Annotated in this window: 13 protein-coding genes; all 13 read right to left on the reverse strand. The window is 67.6% G+C overall.

The genetic code is table 11. The features are described from left to right. Position 1 precedes the first annotated feature (1 nt). Positions 2-1,318 carry a nicotinate phosphoribosyltransferase gene (locus ABNQ40_RS01470; RefSeq protein WP_109047557.1) on the reverse strand — a complete coding sequence of 439 codons (1,317 nt, stop codon included), beginning with the start codon at positions 1,316-1,318 and terminating at the stop codon, positions 2-4. A gap of 30 nt (positions 1,319-1,348) precedes the next feature. Further along, positions 1,349-3,061, reverse strand: a complete 1,713-nt coding sequence (locus ABNQ40_RS01475) for an NAD+ synthase (RefSeq protein WP_109047558.1) — start codon at positions 3,059-3,061, stop codon at positions 1,349-1,351. 97 nt (positions 3,062-3,158) lie between these two features. Continuing rightward, positions 3,159-4,328: a bifunctional nicotinamide-nucleotide adenylyltransferase/Nudix hydroxylase gene (locus tag ABNQ40_RS01480; RefSeq protein WP_109490663.1), complete on the reverse strand. Its 1,170-nt coding sequence runs from the start codon at positions 4,326-4,328 to the stop codon at positions 3,159-3,161. Between the two features lie 145 nt (positions 4,329-4,473). Next, positions 4,474-4,812 (reverse strand): hypothetical protein, encoded by a 339-nt coding sequence (locus ABNQ40_RS01485; protein ID WP_109490664.1) that lies wholly within the window; start codon positions 4,810-4,812, stop codon positions 4,474-4,476. A gap of 53 nt (positions 4,813-4,865) precedes the next feature. Beyond that, on the reverse strand, positions 4,866-5,417 hold the full coding sequence (locus ABNQ40_RS01490) for an Lrp/AsnC family transcriptional regulator (RefSeq protein ID WP_109047559.1): 552 nt from the start codon (positions 5,415-5,417) through the stop codon (positions 4,866-4,868). 31 nt (positions 5,418-5,448) lie between these two features. Next, entirely contained in the window at positions 5,449-6,762 is a 1,314-nt protein-coding gene (locus tag ABNQ40_RS01495) for an FAD-binding oxidoreductase (protein ID WP_109047560.1), read from the reverse strand. 129 nt (positions 6,763-6,891) lie between these two features. Beyond that, a complete protein-coding gene (locus ABNQ40_RS01500; RefSeq protein WP_109047561.1) occupies positions 6,892-7,731 on the reverse strand; it encodes a transporter substrate-binding domain-containing protein in 840 nt (279 codons plus the stop codon). A gap of 73 nt (positions 7,732-7,804) precedes the next feature. Then, positions 7,805-8,776: an amino acid ABC transporter permease gene (locus ABNQ40_RS01505; RefSeq protein WP_109047562.1), complete on the reverse strand. Its 972-nt coding sequence runs from the start codon at positions 8,774-8,776 to the stop codon at positions 7,805-7,807. 252 nt (positions 8,777-9,028) lie between these two features. After that, on the reverse strand, positions 9,029-10,204 hold the full coding sequence (locus ABNQ40_RS01510) for an alpha-hydroxy acid oxidase (RefSeq protein WP_109047563.1): 1,176 nt from the start codon (positions 10,202-10,204) through the stop codon (positions 9,029-9,031). 30 nt (positions 10,205-10,234) lie between these two features. Beyond that, positions 10,235-11,047 (reverse strand): IclR family transcriptional regulator, encoded by an 813-nt coding sequence (locus tag ABNQ40_RS01515; RefSeq protein WP_109047564.1) that lies wholly within the window; start codon positions 11,045-11,047, stop codon positions 10,235-10,237. Positions 11,048-11,264: 217 nt separating this feature from the next. Next, positions 11,265-12,197, reverse strand: coding sequence for a dihydrodipicolinate synthase family protein (locus ABNQ40_RS01520; protein ID WP_109490665.1), 933 nt, complete (start codon positions 12,195-12,197; stop codon positions 11,265-11,267). A 49-nt stretch (positions 12,198-12,246) separates the two neighbouring features. Continuing rightward, positions 12,247-14,034, reverse strand: coding sequence for an ABC transporter permease subunit (locus ABNQ40_RS01525; RefSeq protein ID WP_109047565.1), 1,788 nt, complete (start codon positions 14,032-14,034; stop codon positions 12,247-12,249). A 1-nt stretch (position 14,035) separates the two neighbouring features. After that, the gene (locus ABNQ40_RS01530; RefSeq protein WP_109047566.1) at positions 14,036-15,163 is read right to left on the reverse strand and encodes an ABC transporter ATP-binding protein; all 1,128 of its coding nucleotides are present in this window, start codon (positions 15,161-15,163) and stop codon (positions 14,036-14,038) included. Positions 15,164-15,198: the final 35 nt, after the last annotated feature.

Here is a 15,198-nt window from a genome sequence, read left to right on the forward strand (position 1 = left end):
TTCAGACCAGCACCGGGACGTTCGCGACGCCCTCGGTGCCGAAGATGGCACGATAGCGGGCGACTTCGGAGGCCGGCCCGGTGGCCTTCTCGTAATTGTCGCTGAGCTTGACCGCCCCCTTCCAGGCGCCATCGACCTCGACCGCCGTCACCTTGCAGACGAGGCTCAGCGGATCGAGCCCCAGGCCGTTGCGCGGGTGGCAGTTCCGGAAGTCCGAGGTCAGCAGCGTGCCCCAGCCATAGCCGTCGCGGATGCGGCCCCCGAAGGTTTGGTGGAGCGTCACGATGTCCTCGACATCCAGCCCGTCGCTGAACAGGACGCGCTTCTCGCGGGGATCGCGGCCGTGGCGTTCCAACCACGCGATGTATTCCTCGCCCGCCGCCACCGGCTCCTTGCTGTCCACCCGCATGCCGGTCCAGTCCCCCACCCAGTCCGGCGCATCCTTCAGGAACTGGGTCGAGCCGAAAGTGTCGGGCAGGAACACCAGCATCGAGCCGCCATAGGTCTCCTGCCACAGCCGCAGCACATCGTACTGCGCCACCCGCAGCTCGCCGTCGGTCCGCGCCAGCGCCGCGACCGTCGTCGGCAGCTCGTGCGCGTTGGTGCCGATGGCTTCCAGGTCGTGCTTCATGGCGAGGTGGGTGTTGGAGGTGCCGATGAAGCGCGGGCCGAGTTCCGCCGCCATAGTCTCCACCACATACTCCTGCCAGAGGAAGCTGTGCCGCCGCCGCGTGCCGAAATCCGACAGGCTGAGGTCCTCCAATGGGCGCAGCCGTTCGATCTTGTCCCACAGGCGGACCTTGGCGCGGGCATAGAGGATGTCGAGTTCGGTCTCCGTCATGCTGGCGAGCGCGGCGCGCGTCTTCAACTCGTTGATGACGCTGAGGGCGTAGATCTCCCACATCGTCGTCATCGCCCACGACCCTTCGAAATCCAGGCGCCACTGGCCGTCCTCCTCCGACAGCCTATAGTCGGGCAGGGCGAAGTCATCGGCGAGCCAGGCGACGAACTCCGGCCGGAAGATCCCGCGCTGGCCATAGAAGGTGTTGCCCTGGAGCCAGACCGCCTCGGACCGCTTCAGGCGCAGCGAACGGACATTGTCCAACTGGCGGCGCAGTTCGGCCTCGTCGATGATCCGGGCCAGCTTCACCGAGCGGGTGCGGTTGATCAGGCTGAAGCGGACCTTCACGTCGCGGAAATGCCGCCAGATGAATTGCAGCATCGCCAGCTTGTACCAGTCGGTGTCGAGCAGCGACCGGACGATGAAGTCGGTGGCGAAATTGTGGTTGTGGGCGCGGCCACTGAAATTGACGAGCATGGCTGGAACCTCCTGTTCTCGGTGACCGGGTCACAGCCCGTAATGGTTGGTGACCGGCAGACGCCAGCCCGGCCCGTAGGTCCGTTCGGTGACGACGACGCCCGGAGGGCTCTGGTCGCGCTTGTATTGCGCCCGCGCCGTCATGCGGGCGATGCGCTCGGCATAGGCGGTGGAGATCGGCTGGCCGACGGCGGCGCCCGCCAGTTCGGCGGCACGGTCCGCTCCATTCAGCCCCTCGACCATGGTCGCGAGCACCGCGTCCAGATGCTCGTAGGCGCCGAGCGCCTGTTCGTCGGTCTGCCCTTCTCGCAGTTCGGCGCTCGGTGGCTTGGCGATGATGCGGTCCGGCATCACGGCACCCTGCGGGCCGAGCAACCCTTCGGCCCTGTGCGTGTTGCGCCAGCGCGCCAGCCGGAAGACCACCGTCTTATAGACGTCCTTCAGCACCGAATAGCCGCCGCACATGTCGCCGTAGAGGGTCGCATAGCCCACGCTCATCTCGCTTTTGTTGCCGGTGCTCAGCACCATCAGCCCAAGCCGGTTGGACAGGGCCATCAGCGTCATGCCGCGCGCCCGCGCCTGGACATTCTCGAAGGTGGTGTCCGCCGCCGGCACCGGCAGGCCGTCGAAGACCGGGGCGAGCATACTGTCGAAGGCGTCCATCGCGCGTGCAATCGGCACCGTCAGCAGACGGGTTCCGAGCAGGGAAGCGGCCCGTTCGGCATCCTCCATGCTCTCCGCCGAGGTGTAGGGCGACGGCATGCGCACCGGCAGCACGCGCCCGGCGCCCAGCGCATCCACCGCGACGGCGGCCGACAGGGCGCTGTCGATGCCGCCCGACATGCCGAGCACCACACCGGGAAAGCCGTTCTTGTTCACGTAGTCGCGCAGGCCCAGCACCAGCGCCCGATACATCGCCTCGGTCTCGTCGGGGTAGCCGTTCGGCAGCATGCCGAGCACGTCGCCGCGCCGCAGATCGACCCCGCCGTCCTCGCCGCGCTCCAGCGTGATATCGAACTCGCACTCCTGGAAGCCGGCCTGGGCGATCACCAGCCCGGCCCGGTCCATCACATAGCTTCCGCCGTCGAACACCAAGCTGTCCTGTCCCCCGACCTGATTGACGTAGAGGAGCGGCAGGCCGGTGGCCTTGACCGTGCGGCGGCCGATGGCGAGGCGGACCGCCTGCTTCCCGGTCCTGAAATGCGAGCCGTTCGGCACGATCAAAACCTCGGCCCCTTCGGCCGCCAGCGCCTGGGCGACCTTGCCGTGCCAGAAATCTTCGCAGATGGCGATGCCCAGGCGGAAGCCGCGGAAATCGACGGGCGAGGGCAGCGGGCCGGGGGCGAAGACCCGCTTCTCGTCATAGACCTCGTCGTTCGGCAGCGTGTGCTTGAGCACGATCTTCATCGACCCGTCGGTCTCGATGAGAAAGGCGGCGTTGTAGGGCAGGGCGGCGCCGTCGAGCGGTCCGCCGACCAGCACCGCCGGCCCGCCGTCGCCCCGCATCTCACCGGACAGCGCGTCGAGAGCCGCGCGGAAGTCGCGCCGGAAACCCGGACGCAGCACCAGATCCTGAAGCGGATAGCCGCTGCCGAAACACTCGCTGAACACCAGCAGGTCGGCCTTGCCGCGATACTGGGCGCGATGGCGGCGGACGATGTCGAAGTTGCCCTGAAGCGCGCCGACCGTGGGATTGGCCTGGACGCAGACGATGCGCAGGGTGGAAGTGGTGGTGGTGGACATGGCAAAGCTCCTTTGCCGAATGCCGCCGGTCTGTCCGGCGGGCTTGATCGTCATGACGGGATGCAACCCTGACCATGTGAGCGGAAGCCGGCCCGGTTCAGTTGTTGGACAGAGCGATCAGGGTCTGGATGATGTGGAAGTGATCCTCGAACATCCGTTCGGGATCGATTTCCGCAATCGGCATCCAGCGGGCCGATCTGGCGTCGTCGCCGCCGCGCACCTTGGGAAAGCCTTCGTCGGTGGGCTTGAGCTGGATGAGGAAGGCTTGCGTCACCGTGCGCCCACGCGTCGAGCGGTAGGGGTGATCGAAGATCTGGCTGGCGCGGATGCCACCCTCCAGAAAGCCCGCCGGAATCTTGAGCTTCGTCTCCTCCCGCAACTCCCGGATCATGGCGTCCTTGATCCGCTCATGCTGGCCGACGAAGCCGCCGGGCAGCGCCAGCAGGCCGCGCCCCGGCAGGCCGCGGCGTTCGACCAGCAGGACATGGCCGGACAGGACAACCACCGCATCGGCGGTCAGGAATGTGGGAGGATAGGGAGCGTTGGCCCAGCCCGCCCGGTATTTGGCGATATAGGCGCTTTCCTCGGCCAGCCGTTTGTACTCGTCGGTGCGCGCGAACTCCGCCAGGAAGGCGGCGACAGTGGCGGGCAGGGCCTCTTTCCACTCCTCCAGCGCCGCCGCGGCATCGGCGAAATAGGCATCGCGGATCGGCGTCGCCGAAATGCCCTGGAAATTCGCGCACTCCACGGCGCCCCATTGCGGGAACATGCGCAGATAATAGCTGCTGTGGTCCTTGGAATGACCGATCAGCCCAACTTTGGGGGGCGAGCCGTCGGCAGGCCGGTGGTGCTGCACGACGACGCCATGCACCGCGGCCTGGACGTCGCGGATCCATTCCAGGTCGTTGTAGCGGTCGATGAGGGGAAGCACCGTGATGCGCCCGCACTCTTCCGGCGTGAAGGCGCCCTCGATGCAGGAGCGCACCTCTTCGAAGCGGAAGGGATTGCGGTGGCTGCGCGCCTGACGCGACGATCCGACCAGAACGATCAGATGCCGACCCAGCGACAGGGCCCGCTTCATGACGGTGAGATGGCCGAGATGGAAGGGGCGGAAGCGACCGACGAAGACCAGGAAATCGAAGCTTGTGGCGCTTTGCGCGCCCGGGCTTGAACTGGGGCTTGAGGCGCTCTGCGCGCCGGGTGCCGCGGTCTTCTGCGGCAACGACAGGGTGCCGGACTCGCGTCCGGTCAGGGAACCGATGGTCACGCTCAGCAAGCTCCTTGCTGAAAGAATGCCGCAGTCTATCTGCGGTACACAAACGATACGGTCCCGGCGGATATTTCTCAAGGCCCTCAGATATGCTCTTTGGGAGCAATACGGTTGGCTGGGCCGCATGGCTGCCCATAATCTATCACTCGCCGGTGCCGCCCATCTCGCGGAACCAGTCGGCGTAGGGTGTTGTCCGGATCATGTGCCGGTTGAGGTCCGGCGCACCGTCGGACCACCAGACGGGTCCCCGCTCGCCGAGCGCCCGCTTGGCCTGATCGACGGCGGCATGCGCCGCCGCTTCCGCGCTGTCGTCGCCGGCCCGCCTTGCGGTCGCCACGGCCCGGCGGGCCCGCATCAGATCGGCGACCAAGCCGGCGCGGGCCTCGTCGGACAAGGCCGGGTTGGCGGTGCGCCACAGACGTCCGCGCACGACGATGTAGCGGCCATCGGGGGTGGTGAGCGGGCTGGGTTTGGTGGACAAGAGAATCTCCGACGCGTCTGCTGCGTGAACAGCGAGAACGTCGAAATGGCGCATCAATCCGCGGCCTGGGCGCCCTCCTGCCCCGCGTCCGGCAGATCGCCGGCAGTCTCAAGCAGATTGGCACCCATCCGGCCCATGAAGGCGAGCCGGCGGTCGAATTTCGTCTCCATGACGATGCAGGAGGTGGTGCGGACGACGCCCTTGATCATGTTGATCCGGGTCAGTTCGGTGTTCAGCTTCTCCAGCGTCTCCGTCGCGACATGGATGACGAAATCCCAGTCGCCGGAAATGGCATACACCGCCTGCACCGCTTCCATCGTCCGCATCTGGGCGATGACGTCGGAATAGGTCTTGTTGTTGCAGACCGCCATGGTGAAGCAGTTCACCGTGTAGATCAGCTTGCTGTGGTTGATGCGGACCGAATAGCCCTCGATCACGCCGGCACTCTCCAGCCGCTGTATGCGCTCCTGCAAGGCCGTCCGCGACACGCCGATCTTGCGGGCCAGCGAGGAGGTCGGTTCCCGCGCGTTCTTCTGCAACAAAGCGAGGAGTTGCTTGTCCTTGTCCGTCAGGCGGAACCCCTGCTCGTTGCCCGGCCCAGACATTCCCTCATTCCCCCGCATGGCAATCGACCCCTCAAGCGCCCTGACGCCGGGATCGCGATTCCTGCCAGAAATCCATCAGGCGCAGTCCCGTATAGACCAGTTCCGCCGCAGGGGGGCCGAAGATACCGCCATTCCAGGTCAAACCGTAAGGGGCGAAAAACCGGATACGGTCGCTTTCGCCGGTGATCGCCTCGGCAACGACGCGCCCGCCGATGGGGGCCGTGTTCATGCCATGTCCGCCGAAGGACGAACAACTCCACAAGCCGTCCTCGACCTTGGCGATGTGCGGCATCTTGTGGCGTGCGTACCCCATCAGCCCTGACCACGCTTTTTCGATCCGCACATCGGCAAGGCCGGGGAAGACCCCGCCGATGTCCTGCCGCAACATGGCGGCAAGACGCTGTTCGTCCTGTTCGTAGAGGGTGGTGATGCGTCCGCCCCACAGCAGCCGGTCGCCGTCGACGATGCGGTAATAGTCGGAGGACCGGCGGTCGTCGCCGACCGCGTCGGTGGTGGCGACGAAGTCCGCCAGCCGGTCGCCCAGCCGCTCGGTCAGCACGACATAGGTGGCGATCGGCAGGAAGGCCCGGCGCAGGCGGCCGAACTCCGGCCCGCCGTACCCGCCGCCGCACATCACCACATCGTGGCACAGGACCGAGCCGTCCACCGTATCCACCCGCCAGCGGCCATTGGAGCCGGACGTGTCGGTGCGGCTCATGCCGATCATGGCGGTGCCTTCGAACAGCCGCCCGCCGGCTCCGGCGATCAGGTCGGCAAGGCCGAGGCAATAGTTCAGCGGGTGGAAATGGAAGCCGACCGGGTCGCGCAGGGCCTGGAAATAGAGTTCGCTCTTCAGCAGACCGCGCAGCGTCGGGCGGTCGATGTAAGTGAACTCATAGCCGTAGGTCCGCGCCATGTGGTCGCGGTGGCGCTGCAACTGGTCGGCCGCCTCGTAACGGGTGACGCTGAGCTTTCCGGTCGTCGGGTTGCAGCCGGGCAGGGAGTTACCGGCGATGGTGTCGCGGACGATCTCCACGCCTTCCACCGAAAGGCCGAACAGCGCGCGGGCATGGTCCCGGCCGCAGCGGGCCTCGATGTTGCGCAGCCCCTCCGACCAGCCTTGCAGGACGAAGCCGCCGTTGCGGCCGGATGCCCCCCAACCGATCCGCTGCGCCTCGATCAGCGCGACCGAACGGCCACGCCGGATCAGCTCCCAGGCGGTTGACAAGCCGGCCAGTCCGCCACCGATCACGCAGACGTCGACCGCCACCGTACCGCGCAGGGGGGCGTGGTCGTTCGCCGGGCGGCGGGTGGCGCTGTAATAGGTGTTCGGGTAGTCGAGCATGCCGGTTGGGTTCCGTTTGCCGGATTGATGCTGGGTGTTCTGAAAGATCGGTGGAGGCCGGCCGGCGAAGACGTTGGGACGGACGGCCTCCGGCCGGTTATTTGGCGCCCGGTTTATATGACGCCCAGCTTATTTCGCGACGGTGTAGTCCATGCCGTACCACTTCTCCGACAGTGACTTCAGCGTGCCGTCCGCCTTCAGGGCGGCGACGATTTCCGTCAGCTTGGCGTTCAGCTCGGCATCGCCCTTGTCGATGGCGATGGCCAGCGGCTCGTGATAGGCCGGCTTGTCGCTGATGGCGCGGATCGGGTAGCCGCGCTTCACCGCCGCCTCGACGGTCGGCAGGGCGGACACGATGGCATCCACCCGCACGCCGTCGCCCAGCCGCAGATCGTCGAGCGGGCCGACGCTGTCGCCATAGGTCTTGACGGTGCCCGGCTTCACATCGGCCGTGAACTCGGGAACGCCGACGGCGTCGATCTTCAGCTTGCCGTTGATGTAATCCTCGGAGGTCGTGCCGCCTTCGACCCCGATGGTCTTGCCGTTCAGCGCCGCGCGGTTGTCCAGCTTCGATGTCTTGTGAACGGCGAAGACATAGGGCGTGTAGTAATAGATCGCCGGGAAGTCGAGGACGCGGGTCCGCCCGGTCGTCGGCGTCATCGAACCGACCGAGATGTCCCAGCGGCCATTCCAGTTGCCGGCGGTGATGATGCCCCATTCCGGCGTGATGAAGCGGGCGGTGGCGCCCAGCCGCTTGGCGATCTCCTTGGCCACCTCGACGTCGAAGCCATCCAGCTGGTTGTCCTTGTTCATGAAGGACTGCGGCGGCCAGTTGGCGGCGGTCGCCACCACCATTTCCTTCTTCTGCGTGATGCGGTCCAGCGTGGCGCCGGCGTTGGCTGCACCGTTGGAGATCGCGAGCGCGCCGAGGGCGACGGCGCCGAGGCACAGGGATTTGAGCAGGGTCATGGACGGTCTCCTGACGTGAGGGGAAGCCTTGGCGTTCGGACGATGTGAATTCTCGGGAAGTGACCGGTCCGGCTCAGTGGCGGTGGCCGCGCGCCAGACGGCGCTCCAGCCGGGCCTGCACCTGCTCCAGGACGATGGAGATCAGCCAGTAGAGTCCGGCGGCGGTGATCAGCATTTCCAGGTGGCGGAACTCGTCGCGGCCCTGGGTGCGGGCGAGGAACATCAGTTCCCACACGCCGATCACCGAGACGAGCGAGCTGTCCTTCAGCATGGCGATGAACTGGTTGCCGGTCGGCGGAATGATCAGGCGCAGCGATTGCGGCAGGACGATCAGTACCAGCGTGTGCATCGGCTCGAAGCCGAGAGCGCGCGCGGCCTCCCACTGGCCCTTGGGGATGCTCATGATGCCGGCGCGGAAGATCTCCGTCATGTAGGCGCCATAGCACAGCGACAGCGCCGCCACGCCGGCCGGGATTGCCCCGATGACGTAACCGAGCTGCGGGATGCCGAGATAGATCAGGTAGATCTGGATCAGCAGCGGCACGCCGCGGAAGAAGGAGGTGTAGAAGGACGAGATGGCGATGGCGAAGCCGTTGTTCGACAGCCTCGCGATGGCGCCGACCATCGCTAGCACGAAGGCGATGGCGATGGAGATCGCCGAGATGTACAGCGTCGTGGCGACGCCCTGGGTGATCAGGAAGGACAGCTTGCTCAGGATGAAGCTGTAGGACAGGTCGAAACTGTAGAAGAACACCAGGAACAGGCTGAACACCTCCAGCCAGACGGCGGCGACCTGCAACCGCAGGCCGAGCCGGCCGATGAGATGGATGTTCAGCGTGAAGGCCAGCGCCAGGCCGATAGCGGCCCAGACGGTCGCCAGGGACTCGCCGCCCGGCAGGACCGCGACGACCGGCGCGAAGGGTGCGCCAAGGCCGGTGTGCCCGATGCCGCCGACGATGCCGGCCACCGTGACGGCGAGCGCCAGCACGCCCAGGAACCACGCCTTGTTCGTCAATCTGTCGCGGCGCACATGGTCATGGTACATGCCTGCGACTTTCCCTTCCGTGCGTTTCACCCACAGTCCGTTCCTCAGCCTGTACCGGCTGTGCGACGGGCGGTATCCGGCAATCCGCCGGTTCGCGAAGGAAAATTCGGAAAATCGCCGGGTCCGACCCGACGGTACGCCGGCCGGCCCCGCCAAATTGAGCGTGCTGCCGCCGCGAGCCGGCGCAGGGCTTTTTAAAAGTTGCCGGACTTCCGGCCCCTGGCCGGAGGTCTCCTCATGCGCAGACGGCGATCACGCCGGTTCGGCAATCCGGCCGGCAGGCAGGCTTCGCAGCAGGGTGAGATCGGCCACGGTCCGGCAGCCGAGCAGGGCCATGGTCAGGTCGAGTTCATCCCGCAGGATCGCCAGCGCGTGCTCGGCCCCCGCCTGTCCACCGGCCGCAAGACCGAACAGCGGCGCCCGGCCGAGCAGAACCGCGGCGGCCCCGGCGGCCAGCAGCTTCGCCGCATCGCTGCCGCGCCGCACCCCGCTGTCGGCCAGCACCGTCAGCCGGTCGCCGACCGCGTCCACGATCCGCGGCAGAACGGTGAGCGGCGAGGGCGCGCAATCGAGATTGCGCCCGCCATGGTTGGACACCACGATGGCCTCGACCCCGGCCGCCGCCGCGCGCAGCGCGTCCTCCGGCGCCAGCAGGCCCTTGAGGATGATGCGCCCCTGCCAGCGGCGGCGCAGCTCCGCCACATCGTCCCAGTCGACCCGGTCGCACAGACGGATCGGGTCGTGCGCCGCGGCGTCGGTGATGCGGGTGCGGAACTGCTCGGGATAATGGGCGTATCCGGGCCAGCCGCCATTGGCCAGCAGGCGGAGCAGCACCCCGCCCGCCCAGGCCGGGTGGCGCGCCACGTCCAGGGCGCCGCGCAGGGACGGCGTGACCGGAACGCTGAATCCGTTGTGTCGGTTATACTCGCGCTTGGGTGAAACCGCGGTGTCCACCGTCAGGATCAGCGTGTCCACCCCGCAGGCGGCGACGCGGTCGAGCAGGCCGTGGGTCAGGCTGCGGTCGCGCCAGACATAAAGCTGGAACCACAGCTCGGCCCCGGACTCCGCGATGGCCTCAATGCTGGTGATCGACTGGGTCGAGACGCTGAAGGGGATGCCGGCGGCGCGGGCGGCGCGGGCCAGCAGCACCTCGCCGTCATAGCGGACCAGACCGGCGGCGGCGGTCGGCGCGACGACGAAGGGCATCGGGCGGTCGCGGCCGAACAGCGTCACGCCGGTGTGGCGTCCGCTGCAATCGACCAGCACCCGCGGAGTCAGTTCGGCCTGCGCGAAGCTGTCGCGCAGCCGGCGCAGGGAGGTCTCGTCCTCGGTGCCGCGGTCGATGTATTCGAACAGGCCGCGCGGCAGGAATCGGCGGGCGCGCAGCCGCAACTCGTCGATGTTCAGACATGCCTGGTGGGCCGCCATGGGATCACCGCCTCCCGCGGGGTGGGGCGGCTATCGGGAATAGCTGCCGAATTTGTGGACGGAAATGGAGGCCGCAGCCACCTGGACATGGCGGGCGAGTTCCTGCTCGACCTGCTCCGGGGTCCAGCGCGTGGCCGGGACCGAGATGCTGAGGCCGGCCACGGCGCGGCCATGCTCGTCGGTGATGGCGGCGCCGACCGAGATGTCGCCCATCACCGTCTCGTTGGTCAGCAGGGCATAGCCCTTTTCCCCGGCTTCGCGCACACGGGCCCGCAGCCGGTCGGGATCGCAGACGGTGTAGGGGGTCAACGGGCGCAGGTCGGTGCGGGCGAGGATCTCCTCCCGCTCCTCCTCCGACAGACGCGACAGGATCGCGGTGCCGGACGCCGTGTAATAGGCGGGCAGCCGGCTGCCGACCATGAATTCGATGTTGACCAGATGCTTGCCGGGGAAGCGGGCGACGAAGACGATCTCGGCGCCGTCCAGCTCCTGCAGGTTGGTGGTCTCGCCGACGCTGCGGCTGATGTCGAGAAGGTAAGGGAAGGCCTTCTCGATCAGCTCGTTGGCGCGCAGGTAGTTGTAGGAGAATTGCAGCAGCTTCGGCGTCAGCGCGTAGTTGCGCGTGCCGTGGACGCGGCGCAGATACCCCAGAACCTCCAGCGTGTAGACCAGCCGCTGCGCGGCGCTGCGGTCCAGATTGGCGGCCCTGGCGATCTCCGACAGCGGCATTTGCCGGTGCGGCCCGTCGAAGGCGTGGAGGATCTGGAAGGTCTTCTCGGTCGAGCCGACGAACAGCGAAGACTCGCGCGGGTCGGCCTTCTTTGCCTCCGGCTCCGCAGTCATACCGGCCGCAGTCGATTCAGCCGAAGCCCCGCCTGTTTCCGTCACGGCCTGTTCCGCCTTCGGCTTCCGTCCTGCTGTCCGCGTCATCGGCAATTCCCCAAGGCAGTCTCCATCCCGCCGGCCCCTGGTCCCGTGCTTTCGCGCCAGGGGCCGGCCTGTCCACGCTAACGCATAGCATCCGGCGGACCGAATGCCACGCGCCGCGCGGTGCAACCCGTCATACCGGCTGGGCGGCCGGCATTCCCTCGTAAGTGACCAGCAGGCGGGACAGCTCGCGCCGCAGCGACTGCTTCAGCGGCTCGGCCGGCTCGCGCAGCGGCGCCAGCATCGCCGGGGCATGCACGCCGATCAGATCCATCACCGCCTTCATCGGGCCGGGATTGGTCTCGGCGAAGGCGAGGTTCATCATCGGGATCAGCGTGCGGTGGATTTCCAGCGCTTTGTCCAGCTTGCCGGTGGAGGCGAGGTCGTGGATCAGACGCCAAGCCCGCGGCAGCAAGTTGGCCGTCACCACGATGCCGCCCCGGGCGCCCGACGCCACATGCAGCGGGAACAGCGTGTCCTCGCCGCTCAGCACCGCGAAGGAGGAGTCCACCCCCGCCACCGTGCGGAGGAAATGGTACATGTCGGTATTGCAGGCCTTCATGCCGACGATCCGCTCGTGCCGCGACAGCTCGTGCAGGATCTCCGGATCGATGGCGATGCGGGTGCGGTAGGGGATCTCGTAGATCAGGATCGGCACCGGCGATTCGTCGGCGTAGCGCAGGAAATAGTCGCGGATGCCGGCCTGCGTCGGGTTGGTGTAATAGGGGGTCAGCACCAGCAGACCGTCCACACCGGCGGAGGCGAAATCGCGGCCCGCCGACAGCGCGTCGTAATAGCCGGTGTCGAGCACCCCGGCGATCACCGGCCCGCGCTTCTCACCGGCCTCTGCCATCGCCTCGACCGACAGCTCGGCGAAGCGGATGCGCTGGTCCTTCGCCAGGGCGCCATACTCGCCGGTGCCGCCGAGCGGGACCAGCCCGTCGATCCCCTGGCGGAACAGCCAGGAGAACAGCGCCTTGGAGGCCGCGACGTCGATGGTGCCGTCGGCTGTCACCGGCGTCGGGGTGGCGGGCAGGATGCCGCGAATCTTCGTGGCGTTGAGCATGTCTTGTCCTTGGAAGAAGCTGGTGGTGAAGGCGGTCGGGGAGCCGGTCTCAGCCGGCGAGGCTGCGGCGGCGCAGGCGGTCCGCGACATAGATCAGGGTGGCGACGAACAGCAGCAGCCCGGTCGACACCGCCGCGATGACGGGGGAGACCTGCAGCGTCACCTCGTCCCAGAACTGCTTGGGCAGCGTGGCGCTCAGCCCGCCCGAGGAGAACAGGGAGATGGTCAGCTCGTCGAAGGAGGTGGCGAAGGCGAACAGGAAGGACGACAGCATGCCGGCCCCCAGGATCGGGAAGGTGACGTGCCGCAGCGCCGCCACCGGCCGGGCGCCCAGGCTCTGCGCCGCGAGGTCGAGCCGGGTGTCGTAGTTGCGCAGCACCGCCATCATCGTCATGACCACATAGGGCACGGCGACGACGGTGTGGCCGATGACCAGCCCCAGGATGGTGCCGACCAGACCCATCTGGGCGAAGACATAGAACATGCCGACGGCGATGATCATGCGCGGCACGACGATGGGCGACAGGATGAAGGCCAGCATGGCGCCCTTGCCCCGCATCTGGCTGCGCACCATCAGGAAGGCGGCGGGAACGCCGATCGCCATCGACAGGAGGCCTGTGCCGAACGCCACCACGATGGAGCGCCACAGCGCCTGCATCCAGATCGGCGAGTCCAGCAGCTGCTGGTACCATTGCAGCGTGAAGCCCGACGGCGGCCAGGCGAGCCCGCCCTTGCCGAAGGACAGCGGGATCATCAGGAAGGCGGGCAGGCTGATCAGCACCAGCAGCAGCCAGACGAAGCCGGTCAGCGCCACCGGACGCTCGGACCGGCCGCGCAGCGGATGGCGGCGCGGAACCAGGCCGATCAGCGCATCGCTGGCGGAACCGAGCGCGGCCAGCACGCGCCCGCCCAGCCGCCGCATGGCGGTGTCGCGGTTGCGCACCACGGCACTCTCGCCGGTCAGCGACGCGAAGCCGAAGACGCGGTCGTACAGCAGGAACACCACCAGCACGACCGTCAGCAGCAGGACCGAGATGGCGCCGGCCAGTCCCCAGTTCAGCGTCTGCTGGACCTGATCGATGATCAGCTGGGTGATCATCGTCTCCTTCCGGCCGCCCAGCAGGGCAGGCACGATGAAGAAACCGATGGCCGACACGAACACCATGATCGCGGATGCTGCGACGCCCGGAAGCGACAGCGGGAAATAGACGGTCCAGAAGGCGGTGCCGGGCCGGGCGCCCAGAGTGCCGGCGGCGCGCGGCAGGGTGCGGTCGATGTTCTCCATCACCGCCAGCATGGTCATCACCGCGAGCGGCAGCATGGCGTGCACCATGCCGATCAGCACGGCGCCGAAGCCGTAGAGCAGGTCGGCCGGGGTGTCGATGATGCCCAGCGACATCAGCGTGCTGTTGACGACGCCGTTGCGGCCGAGGATGACGACCCAGGCGAAGGCGCGCACCAGGAAGCTGGTCCAGAAGGACAGCAGGACCCAGAAGATCAGCCGGCTCTTCGCCGGGCCCTTGGCGATGGAGATCAGGTAGGCGACCGGATAGGCCGCGACCACCGCGACCACCGTCGTCGCCAGTGAGATCTTCAGCGTGATCCACAGGACGGTGATGTAGAGGCTGGAGGCGAACAGCTGGGCGTAGGGCGCCAGCGTGAAGCCCTGGCCGTTGTAGACGCTGAGCGCCAGCAGCTGCCCGACCGGGAAGACCAGGAAGGCGACGAGCAGCAGGACGAGCGGGGCGCCCATCAGCACCGGCTTGCGCCAGGCGGGCGGGGGCGAATGGCGTTTGGCGCCGGGGGCGTGGGTCATGGTCATGGACTGTCCGCTCATCTCACGCCGTCCCGGCCGCAAGGGCGGCATCGGCCAGCTTGTCGGCGATCACCACGGCGTCCCGGCCGCTCCAGGACAGCGTCAGCACGTCGTCGATGCGGACCGCGTCGTCGTCGTTGCGGGTGGGGAAGGCGGCGACCAGCGGCGGCAGCTTGCCGTCCAGCGGCTCCATATAGACCTTGGTCAGGCTGCCGGTGACCATCACCTCCGACACGCGGCCCTGGAGCCCGTCCGGAGCGCCACCGCCCTTGCGGGCGACGGTCAGGTTCTGCGGCCGCACCATCACGCGCACCTCGGTGCCCGGCGGCAGGTCGTTGCCGTTGGCGAGCGCCCGGCCGGACACGCCCTGCGAGCCGAGCCCGATCTCGACCTCGTCGCCGCTGCGGCTGCCCAGGGCTGCGGGCAGGATGTTGGATTCGCCCAGGAAATCGGCGACGAACAGCGAGCGTGGACGGAAATACAGGTCGGCCGGCGTGCCCAGCTGCTCGATCCGCCCGGCATTCATCAGGCAGATGCGGTCGGACATCGTCATCGCCTCTTCCTGATCGTGGGTGACGTAGACGACCGTCGTCCCCAGCTCGCGGTGCAGGCGCTTGATCTCCAGCTGCATGTGCTCGCGCAGCTTCTTGTCGAGCGCGCCCAGCGGCTCGTCCATCAGGATGATCGACGGCTTGTAGACCATGCAGCGGGCGAGCGCGACGCGCTGCTGCTGACCGCCCGACAGCTCGCGCGGGTAGCGGCCGGCGATGTGCGGCAGATGGACCATCTCCAGCGCTTCAAGCGCGCGCCGCTTGGCTTCGGCCGCCCCGACCTTCCGCATCTTCAGCGGAAAGGCGATGTTCTCCTCGATGGTCATGTGCGGGAACAGCGCGTAGTTCTGGAACACCACGCCGATGTCGCGCTCATAGGGCGGGGCGTAGGTGACGTCCTGCGAGCCGATGCGCACGCTTCCCTCGTCGGGCGGCACCAGCCCGGCCAGCAGGCTGAGCAGCGTCGTCTTGCCGGAGCCCGACGGGCCGAGCAGCGTCAGGAATTCGCCGTCGGCGACGACGAGATCCGTCGGGGCGAGCGCCACGAAGTCGCCATAGCGCTTGGCAAGACCCTGGACGGAAAGGCTGGAAGAAGACATGCGCGCCTCCTCGCGAAGGGGTGGGGCCGAAGGGG

The sequence above is a fragment of the Azospirillum sp. A23 genome, assembly GCF_042938965.1.
Classification (GTDB): Bacteria; Pseudomonadota; Alphaproteobacteria; order Azospirillales; family Azospirillaceae; genus Azospirillum; species Azospirillum melinis.

Bases quoted from the DNA above. Each gene is read 5' to 3' on its own strand.
- ABNQ40_RS01470 (WP_109047557.1), bottom strand. From the start codon at position 1,318: ATGCTCGTCAATTTCAGTGGCCGCGCCCACAACCACAATTTCGCCACC.
- ABNQ40_RS01475 (WP_109047558.1), bottom strand. From the start codon at position 3,061: ATGTCCACCACCACCACTTCCACCCTGCGCATCGTCTGCGTCCAGGCC.
- ABNQ40_RS01490 (WP_109047559.1), bottom strand. From the start codon at position 5,417: ATGTCTGGGCCGGGCAACGAGCAGGGGTTCCGCCTGACGGACAAGGAC.
- ABNQ40_RS01495 (WP_109047560.1), bottom strand. From the start codon at position 6,762: ATGCTCGACTACCCGAACACCTATTACAGCGCCACCCGCCGCCCGGCG.
- ABNQ40_RS01500 (WP_109047561.1), bottom strand. From the start codon at position 7,731: ATGACCCTGCTCAAATCCCTGTGCCTCGGCGCCGTCGCCCTCGGCGCG.
- ABNQ40_RS01505 (WP_109047562.1), bottom strand. From the start codon at position 8,776: ATGTACCATGACCATGTGCGCCGCGACAGATTGACGAACAAGGCGTGG.
- ABNQ40_RS01510 (WP_109047563.1), bottom strand. From the start codon at position 10,204: ATGGCGGCCCACCAGGCATGTCTGAACATCGACGAGTTGCGGCTGCGC.
- ABNQ40_RS01515 (WP_109047564.1), bottom strand. From the start codon at position 11,047: ATGACTGCGGAGCCGGAGGCAAAGAAGGCCGACCCGCGCGAGTCTTCG.
- ABNQ40_RS01520 (WP_109490665.1), bottom strand. From the start codon at position 12,197: ATGCTCAACGCCACGAAGATTCGCGGCATCCTGCCCGCCACCCCGACG.
- ABNQ40_RS01525 (WP_109047565.1), bottom strand. From the start codon at position 14,034: ATGAGCGGACAGTCCATGACCATGACCCACGCCCCCGGCGCCAAACGC.
- ABNQ40_RS01530 (WP_109047566.1), bottom strand. From the start codon at position 15,163: ATGTCTTCTTCCAGCCTTTCCGTCCAGGGTCTTGCCAAGCGCTATGGC.